Origin of the sequence: Corallococcus praedator (genome assembly GCF_003612125.1) — a bacterium.
Taxonomy (GTDB): Bacteria; Myxococcota; Myxococcia; order Myxococcales; family Myxococcaceae; genus Corallococcus; species Corallococcus praedator.
This window is the reverse complement of record NZ_RAWI01000103.1, coordinates 1-25,543: the sequence shown is the minus strand read 5'-3', so window position 1 is coordinate 25,543 and position 25,543 is coordinate 1. Positions and strand designations below refer to the sequence as shown.

The following is a 25,543-nucleotide window of genomic DNA, read 5'->3' as shown; positions in this document are numbered from 1 at the left end:
TCCAGCCCCAGCGCCCCGGTGCCGGCGTACAGGTCCAGCACCGCCTGTCCGTCCAGGAACTGGCCCAGCATGTTGAAGAGGGTTTCGCGAACGCGGTCCGCCGTGGGGCGGATGTGTCCGGACGACGGCTTGGGACCCTGCAGGGCCCGGCCCTTCGCGCTGCCTGCCACGATGCGCATGGGCGCCTTCTAGCCCAGGTCGCCGCCCGGCTTCGCGAGGAATGCCATCGCGTGGGTCGCCGAGCGCCGCGCCCCCAGCGCCGCCAGCACCTCCGTGGCCTCCGCGAAGGCCAGCGCCTCCAGCGTCTCCCGGGCCTCGGGCGTCAGGGGCGGCAGGCCCTCCTCCAGCATCGACAGCAGCTCCCCGGCCGGCATGCCCGCCGCCTGGGCCCGGGCCACCACCTGCGCCCGCGCCTCCGGAGGCCACGCGCGCAGGGCCAGCGGACCGAACGGGCCCCCGCAGTCCACCTTGCGCACGCCCGCGGCGACGTAGCTGGACAGCCCCCGGGGCGCCCCGGCCGTCAGGTCGCCCACCGTCACCGCCACGCCCCGGGCATGGGCCAGCTCCACCACCTGCCGCAGGAGCCCCACGTCCAGGTCGCCTTCGCCCAGCTGCGCCTCCGACACGCGCAGGAAGCGCAGCGGCACCTTCCACTGCGACAGCCCCTCCAGCAGCGTGCCGCACGCGTCCAGGAGCCCCGCTCCCGCCGGGGCCTGGGGCGCGGACAGCTCCAGCGACAGCTCGCGCTCCACCAGCGGCCCCACCAGCGCGTTCACCGCCTCCACCGCTTCGTAGGTGGTGAGGCGGGAGAGCTCCAGCGACACCAGCGCGAAGCCCGCGTCCACCACGCGGAAGAGGCCCTCCTGCATCGCGTCCAGCACGTCCGCGTCGGTGGACGTCACGCGCACGGGGCCGGCCTGGAGGAACAGGGGCCGGGTGTGCTCGGCGTCCAGGGCGGCCGCTCTCACCGCCGCCACGAAGCGCTCCGGGGCGCCCCGGTCCGCCAGCGGGTGCGGACAGCCAAGCCCCAGCACCGCGTCCTCCATCCGCGCCGCGCGCAGCAGGCCCGGCAGGGCTCCCTTGGCCAGCACCGGGATGCACGGCAGCGCGACCGGCGAGGACTCCAGCGCCCGCAGCAGCTCACGTGGATCCAACACGGGCACCCGGGAGCCCGGGCCCATCCGCGCCACCACGTTGCCCGGCCGCAGCGACAACACCTTGTCCAGCACGCTCATAGGAGCCGGGCAGGATCTCCGCCCTGCCCCTCTTTCGCAAGGAGCTCAGTGCACCTCGCCCAGGTGGGCGTAGGCCTGGCTCTCAATCTGGATGGTGGTGTGGTCGATGCCGAACCGGTCGAACAGGTCGTGCTTCACCGCCGACAGGATGTCGTCGTTGTTGCAGACCATCGGGTCCGCCACCACCAGGTGCGCCGACAGCGCGTACATCCCGCTGGAGATGGTCCACACGTGCAGGTCGTGCACCGCCTGCACCCCCTGCACCTTGCCCATCAGGTCGCGCACCTGCTCCAGGTCCACGTGCGCGGGCACCGCCTCCAGCAGCACGTCCACCGCGTCCTTCACCAGCCGGAGCGCACCCACGACGATGATGATGGAGATGAGCACGGAGATGATGGGGTCCACGACGTACCAGCCCGTCCACCACATGAGGCCCGCGCCCACCAGCACGCCCACCGACGACAGCGTGTCGCCCAGCACGTGCAGGAACGCGCCGCGCACGTTCATGGAGTGCGTCTGGTGCAGGAAGCCCAGCGCCGCCAGGTTCGCCACCAGGCCCACGCCCGCTACGATGGCCATGGTCCCCAGCTCCACCGGCGCTGGCGTGCGCAGCCGCTGCCACGCCTCCATCAGGATGAAGATGGTGATGACCAGCAGCAGCACCCCGTTGACGAGCGCGCTCAGGATCTCCATCCGGTAGTAGCCGTAGGTCTTCTTCAGGTCTGCGGGCCGGCCGGCGAACCACAGCGCCAGCAGGCTCAGCACCATCGCGGAGACGTCCGTCAGCATGTGCCCGGCGTCGGAGAGCAGCGCGAGCGAGTTCGTCAGGAAGCCGCCCACGGCCTCCGCCACCATGATGGTCGCCGTCAGCCCCAGCGCGGCCAACAGCCGCCGGCGGTCCTTGCGCCGCTCCTCCGCCAGCCCCCCCTTCCGGGGCCCGTGCGAATGGCCGTGACCATGCCCATGCCCGTGGTGGGAATGGTCGTGGTCGTGCGAGTGGTCATGCCCGGCCCTGCCGTGTGTATGTGGGGGTGCGCTCACAGGGGTCCAGGGTACGCGATCAGCGCCATCTGCGGACAGGTGCCGCTGGATTGATTTCAGACAACCCCGTAGATCCACTGTCCGAATCTGCAACAGGGGGAGGCCCGCGGGGATGGACTTCGAGAAGCATCAGAATCTGCACACCATTGTCATGTTGAGGGATGTCATCCGCAAGTGGTGGCAGGTGGAGCTTTCCTTCGCGGACCGTAACGGCGTGGTGCACGACTGGCAGCGCGGAGATTTCATCCCGCCGCCGAACGACTTCTGCCGCCACTCGCTCGGTTCGAGGGAGGGGATGCGGCGGTGCGCCCAGTCCGTGCGGGTGCTCCACGAGAAGTTCAAGGCGGCCAAGAAGCTGCGCCGCTCGCTGTCACACGACTGCCACCTGCGTCTGTCCATCGTGGGCGCGCCGCTCTACATCCGCAACGAGTACGAGGGCTTCCTCTTCGTGGAGGGCTTCGCCCGGCAGCCGCTCACGCCCGGCGACGGCCAGGTGCTGATGGACAAGATGCGCGACATCGCCCCGGGCGCGCAGGCGGACCTGGAGGGCGCGTGGGAGCGCGTGCCGGTGCTGGACGGCTCGGAGCTGAGCAAGCTGTCGGACCTGCTGGAGTTCGCGGTGACGGAGATTGAAAACCAGGAGGTGGAGCTCACTCGCAAGGAGGAGACCATCCAGTCCATGGCCTCCGAGCTGTCCAACCGCTACCGCTTCGAGAAGATCATCGGCCGCTCCGGGGCGATGAACGAAGTGTTCCGCCTGATGGAGAAGGTGGCCAACTCCGACTCCACCGTCCTCATCAACGGCGAGTCCGGCACGGGCAAGGAGCTGGTGGCGCGCGCCATCCACCACAACGGCCCGCGCAAGGACAAGCCGTTCGTCGTGCAGAACTGCTCCGCCTTCAACGACAACCTGCTGGAGAGCGCCCTCTTCGGCCACACGCGAGGCGCCTTCACCGGCGCGCTCAAGGACAAGAAGGGCCTCTTCGAGGTCGCCGACACGGGCACCTTCTTCCTGGACGAGGTGGGCGACATGTCCCCCGCCCTCCAGGTGAAGCTGTTGCGCGTGCTCCAGGAGGGCACCTTCCTGCCCGTGGGCGGCACGCAGTCGCGCGAGGTCGACGTGCGCGTCATCGCCGCCACGCACAAGGACCTGGGCGAAATGGTGAAGCGGGGCGAGTTCCGCGAGGACCTCTACTACCGCATCAACGTCATCCGCCTCCAACTGCCGCCCCTGCGCGAGCGCAAGGACGACCTGCCCGTCCTCATCGACCACTTCCTGCGCAAGCACCACCGCGAGGGCCAGCGCGCCCGCGGCCTGGCCCCGGAGGCCCTGGGCATCCTGGGCGCGTACGCGTGGCCGGGGAACATCCGGGAGCTGGAGAATGAAATCGAGCGGCTCTTGGTGCTGGGCGGCGAGCTGGAGGTCATCCCCGCGGAGCTGCTCTCCAGCCGCATCCGCGACACCGTCGTCCCCGGCGGCGGGCACTTCATCGCCCCGCGCGCGCACGGCAAGCTGCACGAAGCGGTGGAGTCGCTGGAGAAGGAGATGATCCACCAGGGGCTCGTGCGCACGCGCAACAACAAGAGCCGGCTGTCGCGCGAGCTGGGCATCAGCCGCTCCAACCTCATCCTGAAGATCACCCGCTACGGGCTGGATCGGCTCCTGCCCGAGGGACTCGCCGACGGCGTGGACGAGGAGGCCGAAGCGTGAGCCCCCCCAGACACGCGACCACCTTCCGCCAGGACACGCTGCGGGTGCCCGACGGCGCGGACCTCTACTTCCAGGTCCGGGGCGAAGGCGCCCCGGGCATGGTGCTGTGCGACGGCCTGGGCTGCGACGGCTTCGCGTGGAAGTACCTGCTGCCCTACCTGGCCCGGCGCCACCGGGTGCTCCGCTGGCACTACCGGGGCCACGGCAGGAGCAGCGTGCCGGGGGACCGCACCCGCATCGGCATGGCGTACACCTGCGACGACCTGGCGCGGGTGATGGACGCCGCGGGCCTGGAGAAGGCCGTCCTCTTCGGCCACTCCATGGGCGTGCAGGTGGCGCTGGAGTTCCACCGCCGCTACGCCCGGCGCGTACAGGGGCTGGTGCTGGTGTGCGGCAGCTACGGCATGCCGCTGGACACCTTCCACGACTCCACCCTGCTCAAGCGCATCTTCCCCACCCTGCGCCGCGCGGTGGAGCGCTTCCCCCTGCACACCGCGCGCATCGTGCACGGCGCGCTCACCACGGAGCTGGTGGTGCAGCTGGCCATCCGGCTGGAGATGAACCCGGAGCTCATCGCCCGCAACGACCTGGCCCCCTACTTCTCCCACCTGGCCCGGATGGACCCCGTCGTCTTCGTGCGCACCCTGGATTCGCTGGCGAACCACACCGCGTGGGACCACCTGGAACACGTGGACGTGCCCACCCTGGTCATCGCCGGGGAGAAGGACCGGTTCACCCCCGGCTGGCTCTCCCGGAAGATGGCCGAGCGCATCCCCGGCTCCGAACTGATGACCATCTCCGAGGGCACCCACACCGCGCCGTTGGAGGTCCCAGGGCTGGTGGAACTGCGCGTGGAACGCTTCCTGCGCGAACAGTTGGGCGTGGAATCCGGGGAATCCGGGCCAAAGGTGGGATAAGCGTCCGGTAGGGGGTGGGTCTGGCTGTCTGGCCGCTGGACGTCCACCTTGATTGCAGGCGGGAAGCCCCCGGCATATAAGCCCCCGCCTTCCGGGTTCCGGTGGGATTGAGAAACCCCGTTCTGGGCGTCTCTCCTCGCACCTCTTTCTGTCAGTCGGTCCGCATGATCTCTCGCGAAAACATCCGCAACGTCGCCATTGTCGCCCACGTCGACCACGGGAAGACCACCCTGGTTGACCACCTGCTCCGGCAGGCCGGTACCTTCCGCTCCAACGAGCACATGACCGATCGAGTGATGGACTCGAACGATCTCGAGCGGGAGAAGGGCATCACCATTCTCGCGAAGAACACTGCCGTCTCCTACAAGGGGATGCAGATCAACATCATCGACACCCCGGGCCACGCCGACTTCGGTGGCGAGGTGGAGCGCGGTCTGCGCCTGGTCGATGGCGTCATCCTGCTGGTGGACGCGGCCGAAGGGCCCCTGCCCCAGACGCGCTTCGTGCTCACCAAGGCGCTCGCCATGGGCCTGAAGACGGTGCTGGTCATCAACAAGATCGACCGTCAGGACGCCCGGGCCAAGGAAGTGCTGGACCTCGTCTACTCGCTCTACATCGACCTGGGCGCGGACGATAAGCAGCTGGAGATGCCGGTCCTCTACACGGTGGCCCGCCAGGGTCAGGCCTCCACGTCGCTGGACGTGCCGGGCAAGACGCTGGAGCCCCTGTACGACGCGATCATCAAGCACATCCCGCCCCCGCCCGCGCCGCCGGTGGACCAGACCACCCTGCAGCTGCTGGTGGCGAACCTGGACTACGATGACTACGTCGGCCGTCTGGCCGTCGGTCGCGTGCAGGCCGGTCGCATCACGGCCAACATGCCCGTCACCGTCGTCCGCGAGGGCGGCAAGCTGCAGCCGGGCAAGATCGTGAAGCTGTACGGCTTCTCCGGCCTGAAGCGCGTCGAAATCCTCGACGCCGGCCCCGGTGAAATCGTGTCCATCGCGGGCATCGAGGACATCTCCATCGGCGACACCATCGCGGACTCGGAGAAGCCGGTGGCCCTGCCGCGCATCACCGTGGACGAGCCCACGATGATGATGATCTTCAAGGTCAACGACGGGCCGCTCGCGGGCAAGGAAGGCAAGTTCGTCACCTCCCGCAACCTGCGCGAGCGCCTGTACCGCGAGGCGTACCGCAACGTGGCCGTGCGCGTGGAAGACACCGCGACGCCGGACGCGTTCCGCGTGGTGGGCCGTGGCGAACTCGCCCTGGCCGTCATCATCGAGAACATGCGCCGCGAAGGCTACGAGCTGACGGCCTCCAACCCGGAGCCCATCACCAAGACCGTGGACGGCGTGCTGCACGAGCCCATGGAACTGGTCTTCTGCGACGTGCCGGAGACCAGCGTGGGCGTGGTGACGGAGCGCCTGGGGCCCCGCAAGGGCCGCATGACGGACATGCAGCAGCTGGGCTCGGCCCGCACCCGGCTCCAGTTCCGCATCCCCGCGCGTGGCCTCATCGGCTTCCGCTCGGAGTTCCTCACCATCACGCGCGGTGAGGGCATCATGAGCAGCCAGTTCGACGGCTTCGAGCCGTGGTTCGGCTACATCCCGAAGCGCGCCAACGGCGCCATCGTCTCCGACCGCCTGGGCGACACCGTGCCCTACGCCCTGTTCAGCATCCAGGAGCGTGGCCAGCTGTTCGTGAGCGAAGGCGTCACCGTGTACGAGGGGATGATCATCGGCGAGCACTCCCACCCGTCCGAGCTGAACGTCAACTGCTGCCGCGAGAAGAAGCTCACCAACATCCGCGCCGCCGGCCGCGACGAGAACGTCATCCTCGTCCCGCCGCGCGAGATGGGGCTGGAGAAGGCCCTGGAGTGGATCGCCGACGACGAGCTCGTCGAGGTGACGCCCAAGTCCGTGCGCATGCGCAAGAAGGCGCTGGCCAACGGCGACCGCTACCGCGCCGAGCGTGAGCGCAAGCGCGAAGAGCGCAACGACGCGTAAGCAGCGCTCGTCGCTCCCGAAGTCCTGAAGGGGCCGTCACCCACCCGGGTGGCGGCCTCTTCTTCGTTCAGGGCTGCTCCTGCTTGAACGATGCCCAGGACACCACCACGTCGTTGCCCCGCGCGTCCCGGCCGTGGAGGACGTCCAGCACCTGCTTGATGTCGGGGGTCGCCTCGTCCGGCCCCACCACCACCGCCGCCCGGAAGCCGCCGCGCTCCAGCGTCTCCTGCACCGTCAGGGCGCGCTCCCAGGGCATCCGGGTCGCCCGCCGCTGGTCGTCCCAACCCACGAGGATGCGTTCGACCTCCGCCCAGGTGACGGCCTCCGCGCCGTCCGGGATGAGCACGGAGACCTCGCTGCGCCAGCCTCCGGTCTCCACCAGCGGCTGCCAGCGAGACACCTTCAGCGCCACGCGGGGCGGCGCTTCCGGAAGTGCCAGCGGACGCACGCCCACGAAGGTGGTGATGGAGCGCGGCGCGCCGGACTCCATCTGTGCCCGCACCCGCACCGTGAAGCGCCGGGGGACGGCGCCGTCCGCGGGCTCCACCGCGTAGGTGTGTTCGAGGATGGGCCCTTCCGTCTCCTCCGTGGTGCCATCCCCCAGGTCCCAGGTGTACGCGCGGACAGGCCCGGCTTCCTCCAGGCCCTGGACCTCAAAGGTGAAGGTGGCCGGGCCGTCCTGCCGCGCCCCGAGCCGCAGCGGGGACTCCGCTTCGGCCTCGCAGTCCCGGACCTCCAGCAGCACCGTGCGCTCCGCCACCACGCCGACGCGGCGGCCTCCCAGGTCGCGGCAGAGCTGGAAGCGCACCGGGTAGCGCCCCGGCACCGCGGGCGCGCGCCAGTCCAACCCCGAACCCGGCTGGAGCCCGGCGCGGCCCTCCGGCGTGGGCCACACCCAGCGCTCCACCAGGTCGGGCTCGCGCGGGCCGCCCACCTTCGCGACGACGCTGACGGCGCCGCCCGCGCAGGCCCACGGGCGGTCCGTGTCCAACTGTTCGATGAACGCCGTGGAGGCCAGGGGCTCCCAGATTTCGCCCAGCGCGCTGGCGAGCCGGGCGTCCTCCGTCGTGCCCTCTTCATCGACCGGGGGCGGACGGGCTGCGAGCGCGGGGGTTTCCAGCCCGGACACGGCGCGCTCCGGTGGAACAAGGGCATCAGGGCGGACGGGTGACTCCGGTCCGGCGTTGTCCGTCCGGGTGGCCTCCAGCCCCGCGAGCAGCAGGCTCCCGGCGAACACGCCGCCGGCCGCGAGCACCATGCAGGTCCTACGGCGGAGGCCCGACGACTTCGAAGAGAGAGGGGAACGCATGGCGCGCTAGAAGCCGAAGCGGATCAACCGGGCGCGGTAGGGCGTGGCGTTGGGCCGATACCACCGGTTGTCCCAGCCCTTGAAGTCCACGTCGTCCAGCAGCCGCTCCGTCTGCCCCCGGAAGGTGACGGCGTTGATCAACGGCGCGCCCGTGGAGCCCACGTTGCGCGACACGAGCCGGTTGTCCGGATCCAACAGCTCCGACGTGCCCTGCGAACAGCCATCCACGTAGCAGCCGCCCCGGTCGCACGTGGACAGGGAGTTGTAGGTGCCGTGCTTGTCCTGGGCGGCGTAGATGCGCGGCGCGCCCCGCGACTCCCCCACGTAGTCGAGCTGCGCCCAGCCGTACCAGGCGGAGGACTCGCACACCGTCTCCAGGTGCGCGGAGAGGAAGGCCCAGTCCAGCAGCCAGCGGCCGTCGGAGTAGTGCACCTCCAGCACCTGGAACTCGGTGTCGCCGTCGTGCGCGTCCACGACGCCACCCAGGACGCCGTGGTCCTCATAGAAGGCGGCCAGGTAGAAGATGCGCAGCGTGCGCAGCGCGAAGGACTGCGACTTCACCGCGAAGTACGGCCGGCGCCCCGCGCCCCGCTCGTCGCGCGCGAGCCACAGCGTCGGCATGAACGCGGACGCCACCTGGTATTCGCAGTCGTCGTTCAGCCCGTCGCCATCCGCGTCCGTCCCGGTGCCCCAGCACGTGTCCCCATAGGGGATGGAGGTGATGCCCTCCGCGAAGGCCGGCACCGACAGCAGCGACACCACCAGCACCAGCGCGCCAGCGCGGGAACGGACGACGGAGGCCATGGGGCACACCCGGGAGGGTCAAGCGAGGGGACCAGCCCACGGTGCGCACTCTTGGCGATGGACTGAATCCGGCCCCGGGTCCCGGCCGGTGTCCGGCTTCAATCGAAGTGGTGGTCCAGCACCATGTCGTGCACGTCCTCACCGTGCTTCGCGACGAAGCCGCCCTGGCCCCGCAGGCCGCGCAGCTCCCCGGTGCCCGAGCCCGCCACCACCTCCCAGTCCGACGTCGCCGTGTCGGCCGCGTAGACGCCGGAGTGCTTCAGCACGAAGGAGCCCTTCTTCCCCAGCAGCGTGCCCGTCACGCGCTCCAGGCCCATGAAGTGGCACGTCTGGTCAGCCCGGTAGTCCAGCAGGTAGGCCAGCGCGCCCTCCCCTTCGAAGTCCCCCTGGAAGCCCCGGGTGCACGTCACCTGCGACAGCTTCAGTCCCCCCTCCTGCTCGCCGAAGGCGGTCTCCTTCCAGTTCGCCATCGAGAAACGGATCTTCGCGGGGGTGCCCATGTGGGGGTCTCCAGGTGCGCTCCCGGCACGACGTGCGCCAGGAAGAACGGACCCGATACCATCCACCTCCCAGGTGTGATTGTAGAAACGCGACAGCCTGAACCCCGGGAGGCATGGACCATGGTGGCATCGAGCGCGGGCCCCGCCCGTGGCCTGCTGTACCCCCGGCCGGACGCGCGGCACTTCGCGCACGCGCGCGTCCTGCCCGCGGAGGACCTGCGCCCCTGGGTCGAACACTTCTGGGCCGTGCGCTGGGACCTGCGCGAACAGCCGCCCTTCCTCCAGCAGAACCTCCCCCACCCATCCGTGCACTGGACCTTCCAGGACGGCACCTCGCGCATCGGCGGCGTGCACTCCGGACGCTTCTCCCTCCTCCTGGAGGGACTGGGCGGCGTGTTCGGCATCAAGTTCCGGCCGGGCGGCTTCTTCCCCTTCGTGAAGACGCCGGTGTCCACGCTCACGGAGCGCACCGTGGCCCCGGCCCCTTTGCTGGGCCCGGAGGCGCTCACGTTGGAGGCGGCCATCCTCGCCACCGACGTCACCCGAGACGCGGACGCGGAGCGCATCCACCTGGCGGAGGCGTTCCTGCGCGCGCGGCTGCCGGCGGCGGATCCGAACGTGGCGCTGGTGCAGGGGCTCGTCACGCGCATCCTGGAGGACCGCGCGGTGACGAAGGTGGAGGACCTGCTGACGCCGGGAGGCCCGGGCCTGCGCACCCTGCAGCGGCTGTTCAGCCGCTACGTGGGTGTGAGCCCCAAGTGGGTCATCCAGCGCTACCGGCTGCACGAGGCCGCCGAGCGCCTGAAGGAAATCCCCCCACCGGAGCTGACGACGCTGGCGCTGGCGCTGGGGTACTTCGATCAGGCGCACTTCATCCGCGACTTCCGGCGCGTCGTGGGCTGTCCGCCCGCCGAGTACGCCCGGCGCGCGCCCGGCCCCGTCCCCCCGGCCCGGCGCAGCCCGTAGTCGCGGGCGTCAGAACGTGTACTTCACCCGGGGGAACACCGCGAAGGTCATGATGTTGGGCCCGATGATGTAGCGGCCGAGCAGGTCCGCGCCCACCGAGAAGTGGTCGAAGGACGTGGCGTACTCCACGCCCACGCCCAGGCCCGCGTTGAAGGCGTTGACCGAGCGGCCCGGATCACCCTCGTCCGGATCCACCGGCGTCGGATCCAACCGCGTGTAGCCCGCCGCCACCTTGGGCGTCAGGTAGAAGCGGTTGGCCAGCCTCACGTGGTAGGCGGCCGTGAGGTCACCAAAGGCCACGGTGAAGTTGTCCGACAGGGCGCACACGTTGGACTGCGGCAGGTAGCCCGCGAAGCAGTTCTGCGCGGAGGATCCCAGCGCGAAGTGCGCCCCCAGCGACAGCCGCTCCGTCAGGTCGTAGCCGATGCCCAGCTGCAGGTACGACTGCGCGTTGGAGTAGTTGTTCTCACCGCCCACGGTGAAGAACACCCCGACGTCGGTCTCGGTGAAGAACCCCCGGCGCGGCTCGAACGGCACGCCTTCCGGAGGGGTGGCCCCCAGGGCCGGCGTCGCCAGCGCGAGCGCGGCGAACAGCAGCGACTTCCTCACGACTCCTCCCGTCACGGTGGTCCTCTCGCGCCACTCACACTCTTGGGAGCGGCGCACGGACACTAGTGATGCCGCGCACGAAACGGCAGCGGGGAAAAACGAAAATGGCGTGGACCGTTTCGTCCACGCCATTTGGTCTTCCAGTCTACGAACCGCCAGACGCCGGGGCCTGCGTGCTACCCCTCACCGTCCGCGCCGGAGGGCGAGAACAGCCAGGGGTACGTCACGGACACCACGCCGCCGCCCTTGGGCTCCGGGAACTTCCAGCGACGGATGCGGGAGATCATGCAGTTCTCCGCGGGGCTGCTGCCCAGCGTCGTCTCCGCCACGTTGGCGTCCGCCACCGCGCCGGCCGGGTCGATGGTGAAGGCCACCGCGACCTTGCCCGCGAGCGCCGGGTTCTTGTTCAGCTCCGACTCGTAGCAGTACTTGATCTCGTTCTGGTGCCGCCGGATGACCTTGGCGATGACGTCCTTGTCCAGGCCGCCCACCACCGTCGTCTTGCCGGGAATCACCTTGGTCACGGACTTGCCACGGCCACCCAGGTCGATGCCGCCCGAGCCGCCCACGCCGCGTCCATTGCCCTGCGTCCCAAGTCCACCGATGCCCAGCGCCGTGCCGCCGCCGCCGTTGCCGGTGCCACGCGAACCCAGGCCGCCCACGCCGTGCGCGTCACCCATGGCCGCGCCGCCCTTGAGGCCGCCCAGCGAGTTGTTGATGCCGGTGCCGATGCCGCCCGGACCGAACACATCCGACGCGCCACCCTTCATGCCCTTGAGCGCACCCAGGAGGCCGACCTTGCCCACCACCTGGCGGTCCTTCTCCTTCTTGCTCTTGTCCACGACGTTGGTGCCCGGCTTCGAAGGCGCCGCCTCCTCCTGCTTCGCCTCCTGCTTGCCGAACTTGCCCTCTTCGTCCTTGGCCTTGGCGCCCTCTTCCACGCCGGAGAGCTGGAGCTTCTTCGCCTCCACCTTCTTCTCCGGGGCGATGAGGAACTTCGCCACGCTCTGCTGGGACTCGAAGACGTCGTCCGCGGAGCGCGTTTCGGAGTGCGGCGTGAGCACCATCGCGGTGACGAACGCGGCCGACGCCAGGATGCAGATGGCGGCGATCTTGAAGAAGCCGAAGTCGCGGTCGGACAGCGAGGTGGCCAGGATGGCCGGAGACGGCTTCACGTAGCGCATCACGAACGCCACGGTGCCCAGCGACACCTCCGCGCGGTCGTGCAGGCCCAGCGTGAACACCTGCTCCTGATCCGCGGAGGCGGAGTTGAGCTGGCCCGCCGCGCGCAGCGCGTCCTTCGTGCGCACGTCACCCTTGTTGGTGACGAACACGCCGGAGCCCGCCGGAGCCTTCAGCTCCAGCTTGTCGCCCTTGCTCACCGCGAGCACGTGGCGATTTCCCACCTGCGGCACGAACACGTGGAAGGCGTTCTTCTTGCCCTCGCCGATGGTGACCGGAGCGCCGTCCTTGAAGTGCTGGACCTCCAGCATCTGGTCGCCCCAGAGCATCGCCACCTGGAGCACCTTCGCCTCGGGCGTCGGCTGCGCGTCCAGGGGGAGGGGATCCTGCAGGTGCGCCGCCAGCTGCGGCTTCGTCGCCGCCGCGATGGCCGGGGGCGTGGGCTTGCGCACCATCCCCGGAGGCGCTGAAGGGACGAACACGGGCGTGGGCGCCGCGTGGTTCGTCGTGGAGACCTGCATCCCCCCCGCCGTCGAGGAACGCGGCGTGCTCACCGTGCCCACGAGGTTGGAGGGCGCCGCCGCCTGCACCGGAGCCCTGGGCGGCGCGACCTCACGCCGGACCGGAGGAGCTGCCGGAGCCTGCTGTGCCGGCCCCCGAGGGGGGAGCTGATGGAACGCCCCGGGCATCGCCACCGCCGCGCCCGCCGGAGCCGCCTGCCGGGGCGTGTCACCGAAGAGCACCTCCACCCGCGAGGTCCCCACCGTCAACACGTCACCCGGCTTGAGCGCCGTGGGAATGACGAGCTTGTGCCCTGAGACCTGGGTGCCGCCTTCACTGCCCAGGTCGATGGCCGTCACCGAGCCATCGTGGTCCACCTTCAGCATCACATGGAGATTGGAGACCCGCGGATCCTGAATCTTCACCGCCGCCTGGGCGCCCGACCCCACGATGACACTCTCCGCCTCCGACACGGTCTCCTGGATGGAGCCGTCGGGAGTCGTAATCCGAAGCGTCAAACCGTTTTTTCTCGCCGCCGCCATGAAGTTCTTCCTTCTTCCCTTCCCGTCCCGAAAACGTTCAACGCCGCCTGAGAGCCTGTCTAAAGATTGTCCGCCGACTTCTGCAACTCCGGGTCGAAGTTCTCCCGGACCTTGATGAGGCTTTGGAAGTCCGTCTTCTTGCGATTGAGGACGTAGGAGCCTTCCGGCTTGGTGAGCTCGCCCTCCACCGCCACATCCGTGAAATCGATCACCGTCTTCTTGCGGTACACCGTGCGGTCCTCCTCCTGGATGACCTTCACGGAGTCTCCGCCGCTGTTCTGCGCCAGGGCGGGTGCCGCGGCCCCCAGCACCCCCACCATCACCACCGATGCCAGCAGTCGCTTCATGTGCAGTCTCCGGTAGCCCAGCTTCTTGGCTTCCATTGCAGGGCTCGCACCAACTCCAAGTCCCTGGATTCTAAGGGAGTCGCCCGGCCGCTTGCACCTGGGGGGCTGGAGAAGGGAAGAAAGTTCTCGTTCTTCCAGCCCGGGCGACTGTTCTTTCTTCAGGGCGTCGGGGCGGGCACGGGGGCCGCCTGCGACTCGGGGACGGATTGACCGTCCACCGCCTGCTCCGGGGCCGCCTCGGTCGCGCCTTCGGCCGCTGGAGCCTGGTCGGGCGCGGAGGTGTCCTGGGGCAGCTGGTTCATCATGGATGAGGACGAGGACGAACCCGCGCCCCCGATGGCGGCCGCGCCGTCCTTCTTGGGCTCGGCCTCCCCTTCCGCCGTGGCGGCGGGCGGCGGGGCCGGCGGGTTCTTGAGCATCGTCTGCAGGCCCTGCACCTTGGCGGTGATGAGCTGCTTGTCCTGCGCGGACGTGGCGCCCAGTTCCTTGCAGCGGTCCAGGAACGCGATGGCCTTCTCGAAGCCGGAGCGGTCCGCCGCGTACGCCCAGCCCGCGCCGCACACGGCCTCCGGCTGTTCGGAGCGCCGCGCGAGCACCTTCTCGAACGCCTCGCCCGCGGCCACGCCCTTCTTGGGGTCGAGGCCCTTCTGACCGTCCAGCGCATACGCCAGGTACAGCTGGCCTTCCACGCCCTCCGGCTCCAGCGACAGGGCCTTGGTGAAGGAGCGCTCCGCCCCGGCGTAGTCCCGGTAGGAGAGCGCCAGCGCGCCCAGGTTCAGGTGCGCGGCGGCGAAGTTGTCATCCAGCGACACGGCCTTCTGGAACTGGGCCAGGGCGCGCGGACGGTCCTCCATCTTGAGGTAGATCATCCCCAGCGTGTTGGAGATGGCGGGGTCCTTCTCCGCCACCTTGCGCGCGTTGATGACCAGCAGCTCCGCCAGGCGGTACTGGCCCCGGTCGTACGCCACCAGCGCCAGCGTCTTATACGCCTCCGGGTTGTCCTTGCTGCGCGCGAGTACGCGCCGGCCGGTGGCCTCCGCCTCGTCCAGCTTGCCCGCCAGCCGGTACGTCGCGGCCAACCCGTTGAGCACGGGCTCGTCGTGTTCGTGGCCCGGCGTCTGGAGCGCCTTGGAGTACAGCGCGATGGCTTCGTCCAGTTGGCCCTCGTGCCGGTGCATCAGGCCCAGGTTCATCACGGACGGCGTGTGGGCCGGATCCAGGAAGAGGACCTTCTCGTAGGCGGCGCGAGCATCCGCCGGACGGCCCTGCTTCTCCGCGATGACGCCCAGGTTGAACTGCGCGTTGAGCGTCTTGGGCTCCTTGGCCACGACTTGCTCGAAGCCCTTGCGCGCGGCGTCCAGGTTCCCGGCCTCGTAGGCCTTGAGGGCCTCCGCGAACAGGTTGTCCACGCTGCCCTTCTGCGCCACTTCGGGCGCGGGCGTGGTGGGAACGATGGCGGCGGGCTTCTCCACCGCGTTCATCGCGACGGGTGTGGGCCGGGGGCCCGTGGCGCACGCCGTGGTGAAGGCGAAGGCGAAGGCCCCCGCCAGGAACATCCGCTTGGTGCGAAACCCGTTCATCCGCTGCGTCCCCATCCCCTCGAACTGGCTGCTGATGTCGATGCTGTTCGTCGTCTTCACGGCTGGACCCCCTCGAGCAGCGCGGTGGGCTCGGACGTCGAACCCTCCTGGGCTTCCGGCGCGGAGGACGGCTTCTGCACTTCCGGCTGCGTGCCTTCCGGCGCGGGAGGCGGCTGGGGCTTCGGCTCCGCGGAGGCGCTGATGGGGCCGTTGAGGTCCTTCAGCACGCCGGCGGCGATGCGCGAATCACTGCTGCCCCGGTACGTCACCGGCTTCACCTGGGCGTAGGCACCCGGACGGAAGCGGTTCACCTGGTCCTGCGCGGCCAGCGTCCACTCGCTGTAGATGCCCAGCTCGTAGGCCTTCTGGAGGCCCTTCTCCAGCGCCTCGCTGGCCTTGTCCTCCAGGGGCAGCGCCAGCGTCTCCAGCTCGCCCCGGTACATGCTCAGCTGATCATCATCCAGGCCGGACGGATCCGGCGAGTCCATGATGTTGCGCGCGAAGTCCGCGTACGCAAGGCCGATGCGGGTCAGCGCCGCGATGCCCCACTCGCCGGAGCCCGTGGCGAGCACCGCCGCGTACTCCTTCTCCACCTTCTGCATCTCCTTCTGCTTCGCCGTCAGGTCGCGGCGGATGGTGGAGACGCGCGTGAACTTGATGTCCGAGAAGCGCTTCCACGTGGGCTCCAGCGCCAGGAAGCGCGCGTGGCCGTAAGCGTTGAGCACCGCGGGGTCCTTGCGCACGCCCTCCGCCAGCTTGTTCCAGCCGCGCACCAGCTCGTCCTGCGCCTTCTCCTGGCCCCGGATGTCCTTCATCTTCTGGTACGCCAGCAGCTCATGGTAGCGGGCGAGGTACGGCTGGCCCGCGACGGTGCGCGAGTCCCGGCCGTAGGTGTCCACGAAGGCGCTGAAGGCACGGGCCGCATCGCCCCACTTCTTCTCCTTCTCCCAGACAAGCCCGATGGAGAACGCCACCTGGGGCACGTCCTTGCGGTCCTTGAAGCGCGTCAGGTAGCTGTTCCACGCGGTGACGGCCTTCTGGGACTCGCCCAGGCCGTCGTACCAGACGCCCGCGTTGAAGAGGGCATCCGCCACCCACGCGCCCGCCTCATCCACCTGCGCCTTGCGCTCGGCGTCCCTCTGCTCGCGCTTGGAGTCCGCGTCCTCGACCGCGCCCGGGACGTCGTCCTTCTTCGCCACCGCGCTGCCCTTGGCCTTCTTCGTGTCCTTCTTCGCCTCGCGGGCCTTCATCGCCGCGTCGTACGCGGACACGAAGGACTCCGACATGGCGGCGGCCTTCTTGAACTCGGCCACCTTCTCGTAGAGGCCCGACAGCGTGTAGCGGGTCTTCAGCTCGAAGGGGCTGTTCGGGTACTCCTTGAGCACGCGCTCGCCGGCGGTGATGCCCTTGTCGACCTCGCCCGCCTCCTGCGCGATGACCATGGCGTAGGTGAGCGCGCGGTCCGCGTTCTCCGACTTGGGGAACTCCGTCACGAAGGTGAGGAACTGCTCGGCGGCCTTCGCCGGGTTCTTCTCCTTCTTGTAGACGACCTCGTCCACGTACTTGTACTGGCTGCCTTCCACCACGCGGGCTACGCGGCCGGCGAAGTCGGAGCCGGGCTTGGACAGCTTCTTGTTGCCCAGGAACTTGCGCGACAGCGTGTTGAGCTCGAGCCACTCCTCGCGGCTCTCCAGCACGTACATGGTCAGGTCGGCGGCGTCACGCGAGCGGCGCTCCTCCGGGAACTTCTCGATGATCTCCCCGAAGCGGCGGGCCGCGTCCACGAAGTGCGCGCGGTCGTAGAGGATGACGGCGGCCTGGTAGCGCAGGTCGATCTCATCCTGGTTGCCCGGGTACAGGCTGTTGTACGTGTCGCACGCGGCGACCAGCCGGTCCTCGAACTTCGTGAGGGGCTGCTCCGCCTGCTCCTTCGCGTCGCGCTTGACGAGCTTCTGCTTGGCGACGTCGCCCTTGTCCTTCTTCTCGTCGACCTTCTGGCCGTCCTTCAGGTCGCTCTTGGAGAGCTGGCCGCGCTCAATCTTGACGAGCTTGTCGTACGCGAGCACCGCGTTGTACGACGCGCTCTTGCGGTAGGCCTCGTTGGAGACCTCGCGCGCGGAGTCGCGGTCCGGAATCTTGAAGGCCACGACGGCGTCGTACTCGCCCGCGGCGGCCTGCCACTCCTCCAGGGCCCAGAGGATCTCCGCGTAGAAGAAGCGGATGTTGAAGGCCGAGTCCGCGACGAACTCCGGGTTCTCGCTGGACGCGAACGCCTCCACGTACTGCTTGTAGATGTCGCGCGCGAGCCGGTAGGTCTCCACCTGGCGCGTCTTCTGCGCCTCCTGGTGGTACTCGGTCACCATCACGCGCATCGCCTCTTCGGTGACGCTGAAGGCATTGCGCAGCACGCCCGCGTTGCCCGCATTGGTGGTCCACCACTCGCCGCCCGGGCGGTAGAGGTCCACCATCCGCTTCATCTCCTTGCGGACCTGCTGGCGCTGACGCAGGCCCTCATACGCGCGCACCACCGCCTGCTGGTACTCCGGCGCGTTCACGCCCATGGGCGCATCGTCGATGAGGGTGCGGTACACCAGGATGGCGCTGTCGAAATGGCCTGCGTCCACCAGACCCGCGGCCGTCTTCGCGAGCAGCCGGCCCTGGCGCTTCGGCGGCGCCTTCTCCTTGAAGTAGGCGAGCGCCTCCTTGGGCTGATCCAGCTGAACGTAGAAGACGGTCAGGTCGTTGAGCGCTTCCGTGCGCAGATCGCCCAGCTCCTCGCCGCGCTGGCCCGCGTAGTCCACCACTTCGTGGAGCTTCTTGAGGCCCGCGTCCAGGTCGCCCGCGTTGAAGTCACACCAGGACAGCTTGTAGGTCGCGTAGGCGTAGATCTTCGGAACGCCGGAGTCGCGCGCCTTCTCGTAGTTCACCTTCGCGGGCGCGAGCTTGTTGTTCTCGAAGTAGTGGTTGCCCAGTTGGATGTACGCGTCCGGGACGAACTGCGACTTGGGGAAGTCGCGGATCAGCTCCTCGTAGCGCGCCACCGCGTCCTCGCGGCGGTTGAGCTCGTAGAGGTTGTAGCCCAGGGAGAAGAGCACCTCGTCGCGGGCCGGGTACTCCGGGTACTCGCGAAGGATGTCCTCGTAGATGCGCATCGTGTCGGCGCGGTAGCGCTCCGAACCGGTGTGGTCCTGCTCCGGCGCGGTGACCTTCTCGCCACGCGCCACCGCCGCGTCGTAGGCCTTCTCCGCCGCGAGGAACTTCTCCATCTCCAACTGGTAGAGGTACTTGGACTTCTCCCAGTAGAGCTCCGACAGGCGGTACTGCATCTCCGCCTTCTGGGTGGAGGTCTCCTGGAGCTTGGGGATGAGGCGCTTGAAGCCTTCAATGGCCTCGTCGCGCTTCTTGTCCGCCATCGCGTCCTTCTTGGAGTCCGCGATGCGAGGCACGTCCGCGAACTTGGCCGAAGCGGGCTTCACCCGCGCCGGGCCCTTGCGCATGTCCTGGGGCGCCACGCCGGGGGGAAGCTCCGCCTTCTTGGCGTCGGCCCCCTTCTTCGCATCCTCCTTCTTGGCGGTGGCGTCGCCCTTCTTGCTCGCGGCCTTCGCCGCCGAAGAGGACTTCTTCGTCGCCACCTTCCGCGCCGGTGCCGTCGGCTCCGCCGCCTCCGCCTCCCCCACCCCACCGGCCGCGAGCGCGACGCCCACCGCCAGTGCACCGAACCGAAGAAACACCTTCATGCGAGCTCCTGGAGAACCGCGCCTCGCCAACGTGGGCAAAATTCTGCCCAACCGGGAGGGACGACGGAAAGTAGACGCGGGTACCCAGGTTGGGAAGTGGCCCGGAACGTGCCTTGTGCCCCGGCGTACGCGATCACCCCGAGCGAACTTCCAGGACTCAACAACGTGCAAGAGGCCCGCTCCCCACGACACAGGGTCGCGGTGAGGGGCCTCTCTTGACGCGCTTGCCAGGCAGCCGGGTACGCCCGGGTACTCCTTCGCGCCGACTTTGCTCCTACTTCTCCTGGCGTGCGGGACAGCCCCGCTTCAGCGTGTACTGGTAGTAGCCGATCTCGTCGATCCAGAACTCGCCCTGGAAGCGCCAGTAGTTCCACGACGCGCCCGGCATCTTCGGACGGTAGAGCGTCTGGCGCGTCAGGAGGGTCTTCTGGTCCACGCCGGCGGAGAAGAGGTCCTTCTCGTCGAGCGCCGTCTGGACGCGGATGATCTCCGCCTGGTCGGAGAAGGTGCGGAGGTTGTCCGCGGCCTCCTGGATGCGGTTCTTCGCCAGCGTGCCGCCCACCTGGAGCAGCGTGCCGCGGATCTCCTCCAGCGACGCCACCGTCTGCGCGGCCAGCGGGGTGCCCCGCCAGGGTCCGTCCACGATGGCGCGCTTCTCCGCGTCCACGCGGGTGAGGGTCCGCATCACTTCACGGATGCGCTCGTTGTTGCGGATCCACAGGTACACCGCGCGGGGCAGCCGGCGGTTCTCCGCGGCGACCAGGTTGAAGGCCTGCACGGGCTGCAGCGCCTCGCCGGTGAAGGGCTCCAGCTGCTTCGCCATGGGCCCATAGCGCTCGTCGAACGCCGCGAGCGTCGTCTTCACCTCGTCGTAGAGGCACGAGTAGTAATAGACGGTGGACTTGAGGATCCACGACTCGGGCTGGAACGCGCCCTCGAACTGGGGGGCGTGCAGGGCCTGGAGGCTGCCCAGCGCGCCGCCGAAGTCCTCGTTCTGGAAGCGGGCGAAGCCGTTCTCGAACAGGGCCTGATCCCAGAAGCGCGCGTAGCGGGGCACGCCCTCGTAGGCCTTCACCGCGTCGGCGTACTCGCCCCGGCGGTAGTGCACGCGGCCCAGGGCCAGGAGCGCCAGCTCGCGCGTCTCCGGCAGCTCCACCTGCGGCTCCTTCGTGGAGAGCACCGTCTGGAACGCCGCGATGGCCTCCTTGTCCAGCGGCTCCCCTTCCCCAGGGCGGCCCGGGAAGCGCGGATCCGCGAGCACCGTGCCCAAGAGGTAGCGGGCCTTCGCGTAGACGCGGCTGTCGGCGGGCACGGCCTCCAGCAGCGCGCGGGCCTCCTCGAAGCGCATCCGGCGCTGGCTGGCGGTGCCCACCAGGTAGTTGATCCGCGCCAGCACTTCCTTGGGGAGCGTGACCCACTGGTCGCGCACCTCGTCGGAGTAGGCCTGGTTCAGGATGCTGGGGATGAGGTTCTGTTCGTCCAGCCGCTGCTGCATGTCCACCAGCCCCTCGATGGCCTTGAGGTACGAGGGGTGCTTGGGGCCGGCGTTGACGATGGCGGCGTAGGAGATGAAGGCCGCGACGGGCAGGTCCTTCTTCGCGAAGGTCTGCGCCAGGTAGTACTCGGCCTTGCCCTTGAGGTCCGCGTCCTCCCCTTCAGCGAGCTGCGCGAAGAGGGGGGCGGCGGTGTCGAACTGGCCGGCGTTGAAGGCGGACAGCGCGCGGTTGTAGGCGCCCACGTCCTGCTGGGCGAAGGCCGCGGCCGGCACGACGAGGGGCCCGATAACGACGAGGAGTCGGAGCAGTCGGGACATGGTTAGAAGAGCATCGAGAAGCCAGCGTAGAAGCTGACGTTGTTGAGGACGTCCGACGAGGGTTCGGCCACCAGGTCGCGGCCGAGGATGATGTCCTCGCGGTAGTTCTTCTTCGTCTCCGGATCCACGCCGTCGAACTTCGCGACCTTGCAACTGCCGCTCAGCGACAGGCCGTCGAAGGGCTGGTTCGCGGCCCGGGCGGCCTCCAGCGCCTCGAAGTCCCCCAGGTTGCAGCCGTCCACCTTGTCCACGCGGGCGGTGTAGATGAGGTCGCGCACCTCCAGGCGGATGGCGTAGGACTCGCCGAACTGCACGCGGAAGCCGCCGCCCACCTCACCCAGGAACTTGTTGCCGGTGTCGCCGAAGCGCGCGGGCACCTGGTACGTCTGGCCGTCCACCTCGTTGGCCACCTTGGGGCGGATGAGGTGGCGCGTCTTGCCCACGCCCGCGCCGCCGGACAGCACCAGGCTGAACTGCGCCAGCGAGTTGTTGAAGAAGGCGAACTTGCCGTAGAGCGGTGTCACTTCCACGCCCGCGTGCGCGCCCCACTGGAGCAGCAGCGAGGAAGCCGCCTGGGCCTGCTCGCGCACCTTGTCGATGAGCTCCAGGTTGAAGTCGCTCTCGTCGGAGTACCAGTTGTACTGGCCGCCCAGCTGGAGCGCGAAGTTCTCCTGCAGGTGGTAGACGTAGTGCAGCGCGGTGCCCACGTGGTTGGTGAACTTGCCGTTCACCTGGACGACGCCGGGGTACAGCACCAGCTCGTGCTTGCCCTCGTCCGCGAAGCGCTTCTTCTGGACGATGTGGACGTTCACGTTCGGGTTGTAGAGCGGCGCGCCGTTCACCAGCCGCTGCTGCTGCGCGTCCGTGGTGCGCGGGGCTTCACCCGACTCCGGAGACTCCAGCACCGGGGCGTCCGCCGGCGCGATGCCGGACGTGGGGCCCGCGGGTGCAGGGGCCGGGGCCGTCGTGTCGCTCGCGGCGGCGTCCTCATCGGACGCGGTTCCGGAGCGGGACGCGGGAGGCGCGGCCGGGGTCTCCGGGGCTGCCTGGGGCACCGCGGGCGCGTCGCGCTGGGTGCGCGAGCGCTCGGGCGGTTCACCGGGCGAGGTGGAAGCGGGAGCGGTCGTCTCCGGGCCCGGAGAGCCCGGCGGCTGCGCCGGGGCGGCACCCTGCGCGAACGCGAGGGCGGGCACCGCGGCGACGAGGAGCGCGATGGAGCGGAAGGGTCGCATAGGAAGGGTCAGAACGAGTAGGTGTAGCCGAGGTCGAACTGCACCAGGTGCGTGAGGCCCGGGCTGCCGGCGGGTTCGCCGGTGGGATTGCCGGCCTCCCAGTCGTCGCGCAGCAGGTTCACGCGGTAGCTGTCCTTGAAGATCCAGTCGCGCAGCTCCAGCCGGATGCCGTGCTGCTCCTTGATGAAGAAGCGGAAGCCCAGCGCGGCGGACACCACCGGCGCCACGCGCGTCTCCTTCACCCAGTAGTTCTCCGTGGCGGAGCCGCGATCATCCACCGCCGTGCGGTTGTCACAGACGCCCGCGGCCCGGTCCACCACCTGGGTGCACTGGATGACCGACTCGCGCTTCAGGTTGCCCAGCCCGCCGCCCACCCAGAGGTAGGTCTGGAAGTGCACCGGGATGTCCGCGACGAGCGAAATCTTTCCGTAGATGGGGGCCCACCGCGCGCCGATGACGCCGTGCAGGTTCATCCGCCACAGGTCCTCCAGCTCGTCCGTGACGCGCTTGTCCTCGCGGTCCAGGAAGGACTCGGAGATGGAGCGCGCCAGGCCCGTGTGGCGGCTGGCCGCGAAGCCCGCCCGCGCTTCCACCGCGAACGTGTCGAAGAGGTTGTAGGCAAGGCCGACGTCGAAGAAGTAGTGCGCCGTCAGGTACGTCTGCACCGGCAGGCCCACGGACAGCGACAGCTCCGGATGGCCCGCGGGCTTGTAGAGCCGGTTGCGGACGACCGCGGACTCCAGGACGCCGTCTTCCTGTGCGGCGGCGCCGAGCGCCGTCAGCGAGATGCACAGCGCTGCGAAGACGCGAAGCGTGCGTGCGTTCATATCTCCTGCCCGGCCCGGGGGTGGGCCGTTGGGTGGGCCGGCAGCCCTGCGCCCGTCTGCTTCGACGGCGAGGCTCCGGCGTGGGACAGCCATGTGAGCACGGCGCCCCCTCACCGCAAGCGGAACCCAGCGACAGTCGGTAAAGTTTTCGCCCTTTGTCCCCAGGGCGACCAGCACTCAACGTTTCAACGCGCGTCACCCGAGCCTGGCGAGCCTGGCGGGTCTGGCGCCGGAAACGACGAACGCCCCGCCCGGAACCCGAAGGTGCCGGAAGCGGGGCGTCGAAGGGGGCGCGCGGTGTGGAGCGCGCCCGTGCGTCAGCAGCGATTTGAGACTAGCGCGCGGCCTTGTGCGCGGCGCGCATCGCCACCTTGATGCTGGGGCGCACGATCACGATGCTGTCGTTGTGGCCGGAGACCGCGCCCTTGACGAGCACGAGGCCCTTCTCCACGTCCACGTCCACCACCGTCAGGTTCTGGGTGGTGTTGCGCTCGACGCCGTAGTGACCCGGCATCTTCTTGTTCGGGTAGGTACGGCCGGGCGTCTTACGCTGACCGATGGCGCCCGGGTGACGCTGGTACTCGTGCGTACCGTGCGTCTTCGTCTGCGAACCCTTGAAGCTCCAACGGCGCATGACGCCGGAGAAGCCGCGGCCCTTGGTGACGCCCGTGACGTCCACCAGCTCGCCCTTGGCGAACATGTCCGCCTTGACGGCGTCGCCCACGTTGAACGCGGCGGCCTCCTCGGCCGTGACGCGGAACTCACGCAGGTGCCGGCGCGGGGTGGCGCTGGCCTTCTTGAAGAAGCCGAGCTGCGGCTTGTTCAGGAGCTTCTCGCGGATCTCGCCGAAGCCCACGGTCACCGCGGAGTACTGATCCTTCTCCGGGGTGCGCTTGCCGACAACCAGACAGGTGTTGACGTCGATGACCGTCACCGGAACGAGGTTGCCCTCGTCGTTGAACACCTGGGTCATGCCGATCTTCTTGCCAATCAGACCCTTCACGTCGTCCTCACAGCGAGCGCCCGTGGCGCCGAAAGCCCAATGAATTCAATGAACTGGCCTACACGCGTGCCCGCGGCCGCCAGGAAGCGGCGCAAGATAGCAAACACACTCCCCACGTCAAGCACCAAGGGCGTGTGCAACCCCCTACTGCGCGCGATCCAGCCGGGGGTAGAAGGAGGCGAGCTGTGCCTCCCCGATGCGCTGGGCATACACCTCTTCGCCCAGCAGGAACAACGCCTGATCCAGATAATCTTCCGCGCCCTTGGTCTCCTCTTCCTTGGCGGCGATGGCCTGATCCAGCTCCGCCATCCGCTCGTCATGGGTGCGCTTCTGCTCGGCGGCGGCGTCCTCCAGCTCGATCAGCCGCTTGTGGGCCAGGATGCCGGCCGCGCCGGGCTGCCCGGGCGTGGGGGTGAGGGCGGTGGCCAGCTGGGCCTCCCAGTCCTCCACCTCGCGCGCCAGGCGCATCTGCGCGATGCGGTTCTTCTTGAGGTTCTGCCGAGCGGCGTCCAGCTTCACGGGGTCCTGGGTGTCCATCTCCAGGTCCGCGAGCTTTGATTCAATCTTCTTGAGCCCGGCGATGGCGTAGCGCAGGTCGGCGCGGCGGGTGTCCAGCGTCTTGCGCAGACCCTTCACCTTGCCTTCCACGGCGTCCACGGCCCGCTTGAAGCGCGCGGTGATGACCTTTTCGGCCGCGCACTCCTCCTCGTGCTGCGCGAGGTAATCCTGGTACGCGACATCCTCGTCGTTCATCTCCGCTTCCAGCACCGCCAGCTCCTCGCGGCGCGCCTCCAGCACCTCTTCGGCGCGGTAGACGCGTTCCATGGAGCGGGGGCAGTTCGGCTTGCCGGGGAGGATGTCCCGGGCCAGATCGCCGAGTTGGAAGATGAGGTCGTTGTAGCTCTCCTTCGCCATGGGCGGATTCATACGCCCAAGACGCCGGGACTGTCACCGGCCGAGCACACCTTGCGGGGTGCCCGGCCTCTGCCCACGCCGCGTCAGGAGTCCGCGGGCGCCGCCACGGCCTGGGATTCCCGCCGCACGGCCGCCATGGCGCCTTCCGCCAGGGCGAGCAGCTCCCGGGCGCGATCCTGCTCCTCGGTGCGGTTGAGCTCGCACACCCAGGCGGATGACAGGTCCGCGTGCTGGCGCGCCATCTCCGCCGTCGTCTCATAGCGAGCAGCCGACGCCCGGGCGAAGGCGCCCTCCCGGCGCAGCTCCAGCACCGTGTCCGGATCCAGGTCGATCTCCTCCGGGGGCACCGGCAGCGGCCCCCGTCCCAGCGCCGCCAGACGGGCCAGCAGCCGGGACGCATGGGCCCGGCAGAACGCCGCCAGCACCATCAGCCGCGCCCTCACGCGCGCGTCGTTCATGCGTTCCGCCAGCCCCGTCATGCGGCGGGCCGACACCACTTCCGCCTCCCAAGCGGCGGCCAGTGCAGCGGCCAACCGGGTATGCCTCGCGCCCATCAGCGTCCCTCCCCCACCCTCATCAGCCCCAAGCTAGGAACGCACGCCGGGTAATTCAACCGACCCCGCGAGCAACCATCCAATAGAGACCCACTGCCGCGAGGCCGATGGACGACACCCGCATCACCCTCGAGTGCAAACGGGGCCTCCGCTGAACGATTCGCAGCACGGGAAGCAGGAAGGCCATCACCACCGCCTGCCCCACC

Annotated in this window: 21 protein-coding genes; 4 read left to right on the top strand and 17 right to left on the bottom strand. The window is 69.1% G+C overall.

Annotated features, from left to right (window positions below):
* The 3 genes from D7Y13_RS15930 to D7Y13_RS15920 form a co-directional block, all read right to left on the bottom strand.
* A partial coding sequence (locus D7Y13_RS15930) for an RsmD family RNA methyltransferase (protein ID WP_208734465.1) occupies window positions 1–179 on the bottom strand: 179 nt, incomplete at its 3' end.
* 9 nt (window positions 180–188) lie between these two features.
* Window positions 189–1,235, bottom strand: a complete 1,047-nt coding sequence (locus D7Y13_RS15925) for a hypothetical protein (protein ID WP_120533946.1) — start codon at window positions 1,233–1,235, stop codon at window positions 189–191.
* A gap of 45 nt (window positions 1,236–1,280) precedes the next feature.
* Window positions 1,281–2,276, bottom strand: coding sequence for a cation diffusion facilitator family transporter (locus D7Y13_RS15920; RefSeq protein ID WP_120533947.1), 996 nt, complete (start codon window positions 2,274–2,276; stop codon window positions 1,281–1,283).
* Window positions 2,277–2,388: 112 nt separating this feature from the next.
* On the opposite strand from D7Y13_RS15920, the gene D7Y13_RS15915 reads away from it, so the two are divergent.
* The 3 genes from D7Y13_RS15915 to typA all read left to right on the top strand — a co-directional run bounded on the left by D7Y13_RS15915 (window position 2,389) and on the right by typA (window position 6,916).
* On the top strand, window positions 2,389–3,987 hold the full coding sequence (locus D7Y13_RS15915) for a sigma 54-interacting transcriptional regulator (RefSeq protein ID WP_120533948.1): 1,599 nt from the start codon (window positions 2,389–2,391) through the stop codon (window positions 3,985–3,987).
* A complete protein-coding gene (locus tag D7Y13_RS15910; protein ID WP_120584133.1) occupies window positions 3,984–4,904 on the top strand; it encodes an alpha/beta fold hydrolase in 921 nt (306 codons plus the stop codon). The genes D7Y13_RS15915 and D7Y13_RS15910 overlap by 4 nt, the downstream gene beginning before the upstream one ends.
* 164 nt (window positions 4,905–5,068) lie before the next feature.
* The gene (gene typA / locus D7Y13_RS15905) at window positions 5,069–6,916 is read left to right on the top strand and encodes a translational GTPase TypA (RefSeq protein ID WP_120533950.1); all 1,848 of its coding nucleotides are present in this window, start codon (window positions 5,069–5,071) and stop codon (window positions 6,914–6,916) included.
* 67 nt (window positions 6,917–6,983) lie between these two features.
* Here typA and D7Y13_RS15900 read toward each other — a convergent pair whose 3' ends face one another.
* The 3 genes from D7Y13_RS15900 to D7Y13_RS15890 form a co-directional block, all read right to left on the bottom strand.
* Entirely contained in the window at window positions 6,984–8,174 is a 1,191-nt protein-coding gene (locus D7Y13_RS15900; protein ID WP_120584134.1) for a PKD domain-containing protein, read from the bottom strand.
* Between the two features lie 57 nt (window positions 8,175–8,231).
* Window positions 8,232–9,029, bottom strand: coding sequence for a hypothetical protein (locus tag D7Y13_RS15895; protein WP_120584135.1), 798 nt, complete (start codon window positions 9,027–9,029; stop codon window positions 8,232–8,234).
* Between the two features lie 98 nt (window positions 9,030–9,127).
* Window positions 9,128–9,529 carry a DUF3224 domain-containing protein gene (locus tag D7Y13_RS15890; protein WP_120584136.1) on the bottom strand — a complete coding sequence of 134 codons (402 nt, stop codon included), beginning with the start codon at window positions 9,527–9,529 and terminating at the stop codon, window positions 9,128–9,130.
* A 120-nt stretch (window positions 9,530–9,649) separates the two neighbouring features.
* On the opposite strand from D7Y13_RS15890, the gene D7Y13_RS15885 reads away from it, so the two are divergent.
* On the top strand, window positions 9,650–10,495 hold the full coding sequence (locus D7Y13_RS15885; protein WP_120584137.1) for an AraC family transcriptional regulator: 846 nt from the start codon (window positions 9,650–9,652) through the stop codon (window positions 10,493–10,495).
* A 9-nt stretch (window positions 10,496–10,504) separates the two neighbouring features.
* Here D7Y13_RS15885 and cglE read toward each other — a convergent pair whose 3' ends face one another.
* The 11 genes from cglE to D7Y13_RS15830 form a co-directional block, all read right to left on the bottom strand.
* The gene (cglE, locus tag D7Y13_RS15880; RefSeq protein WP_120533955.1) at window positions 10,505–11,104 is read right to left on the bottom strand and encodes an adventurous gliding motility protein CglE; all 600 of its coding nucleotides are present in this window, start codon (window positions 11,102–11,104) and stop codon (window positions 10,505–10,507) included.
* A gap of 176 nt (window positions 11,105–11,280) precedes the next feature.
* Window positions 11,281–13,329, bottom strand: coding sequence for a TonB family protein (locus tag D7Y13_RS15875; protein WP_120533956.1), 2,049 nt, complete (start codon window positions 13,327–13,329; stop codon window positions 11,281–11,283).
* Between the two features lie 59 nt (window positions 13,330–13,388).
* Window positions 13,389–13,712 (bottom strand): hypothetical protein, encoded by a 324-nt coding sequence (locus D7Y13_RS15870; RefSeq protein ID WP_233595628.1) that lies wholly within the window; start codon window positions 13,710–13,712, stop codon window positions 13,389–13,391.
* A gap of 122 nt (window positions 13,713–13,834) precedes the next feature.
* Complete coding sequence (locus D7Y13_RS15865) at window positions 13,835–15,316, bottom strand: tetratricopeptide repeat protein (protein WP_120584138.1); 1,482 nt, start codon at window positions 15,314–15,316, stop codon at window positions 13,835–13,837.
* Window positions 15,313–18,993, bottom strand: coding sequence for a tetratricopeptide repeat protein (locus tag D7Y13_RS15860; protein ID WP_120584139.1), 3,681 nt, complete (start codon window positions 18,991–18,993; stop codon window positions 15,313–15,315). The genes D7Y13_RS15865 and D7Y13_RS15860 overlap by 4 nt, the downstream gene beginning before the upstream one ends.
* A gap of 274 nt (window positions 18,994–19,267) precedes the next feature.
* Window positions 19,268–20,806, bottom strand: coding sequence for a tetratricopeptide repeat protein (locus D7Y13_RS15855; protein ID WP_120584140.1), 1,539 nt, complete (start codon window positions 20,804–20,806; stop codon window positions 19,268–19,270).
* A 2-nt stretch (window positions 20,807–20,808) separates the two neighbouring features.
* The gene (locus D7Y13_RS15850; RefSeq protein WP_120584141.1) at window positions 20,809–22,038 is read right to left on the bottom strand and encodes an outer membrane beta-barrel domain-containing protein; all 1,230 of its coding nucleotides are present in this window, start codon (window positions 22,036–22,038) and stop codon (window positions 20,809–20,811) included.
* Between the two features lie 8 nt (window positions 22,039–22,046).
* Complete coding sequence (locus tag D7Y13_RS15845) at window positions 22,047–22,865, bottom strand: outer membrane beta-barrel domain-containing protein (protein ID WP_120533961.1); 819 nt, start codon at window positions 22,863–22,865, stop codon at window positions 22,047–22,049.
* Window positions 22,866–23,199: 334 nt separating this feature from the next.
* Complete coding sequence (gene rplC, locus D7Y13_RS15840) at window positions 23,200–23,868, bottom strand: 50S ribosomal protein L3 (RefSeq protein WP_120533962.1); 669 nt, start codon at window positions 23,866–23,868, stop codon at window positions 23,200–23,202.
* A gap of 144 nt (window positions 23,869–24,012) precedes the next feature.
* Window positions 24,013–24,783: a coiled-coil domain-containing protein gene (locus tag D7Y13_RS15835; RefSeq protein ID WP_120533963.1), complete on the bottom strand. Its 771-nt coding sequence runs from the start codon at window positions 24,781–24,783 to the stop codon at window positions 24,013–24,015.
* Window positions 24,784–24,866: 83 nt separating this feature from the next.
* Window positions 24,867–25,337, bottom strand: a complete 471-nt coding sequence (locus tag D7Y13_RS15830) for a hypothetical protein (RefSeq protein WP_120533964.1) — start codon at window positions 25,335–25,337, stop codon at window positions 24,867–24,869.
* Between the last annotated feature and the right edge of the window lie 206 nt (window positions 25,338–25,543).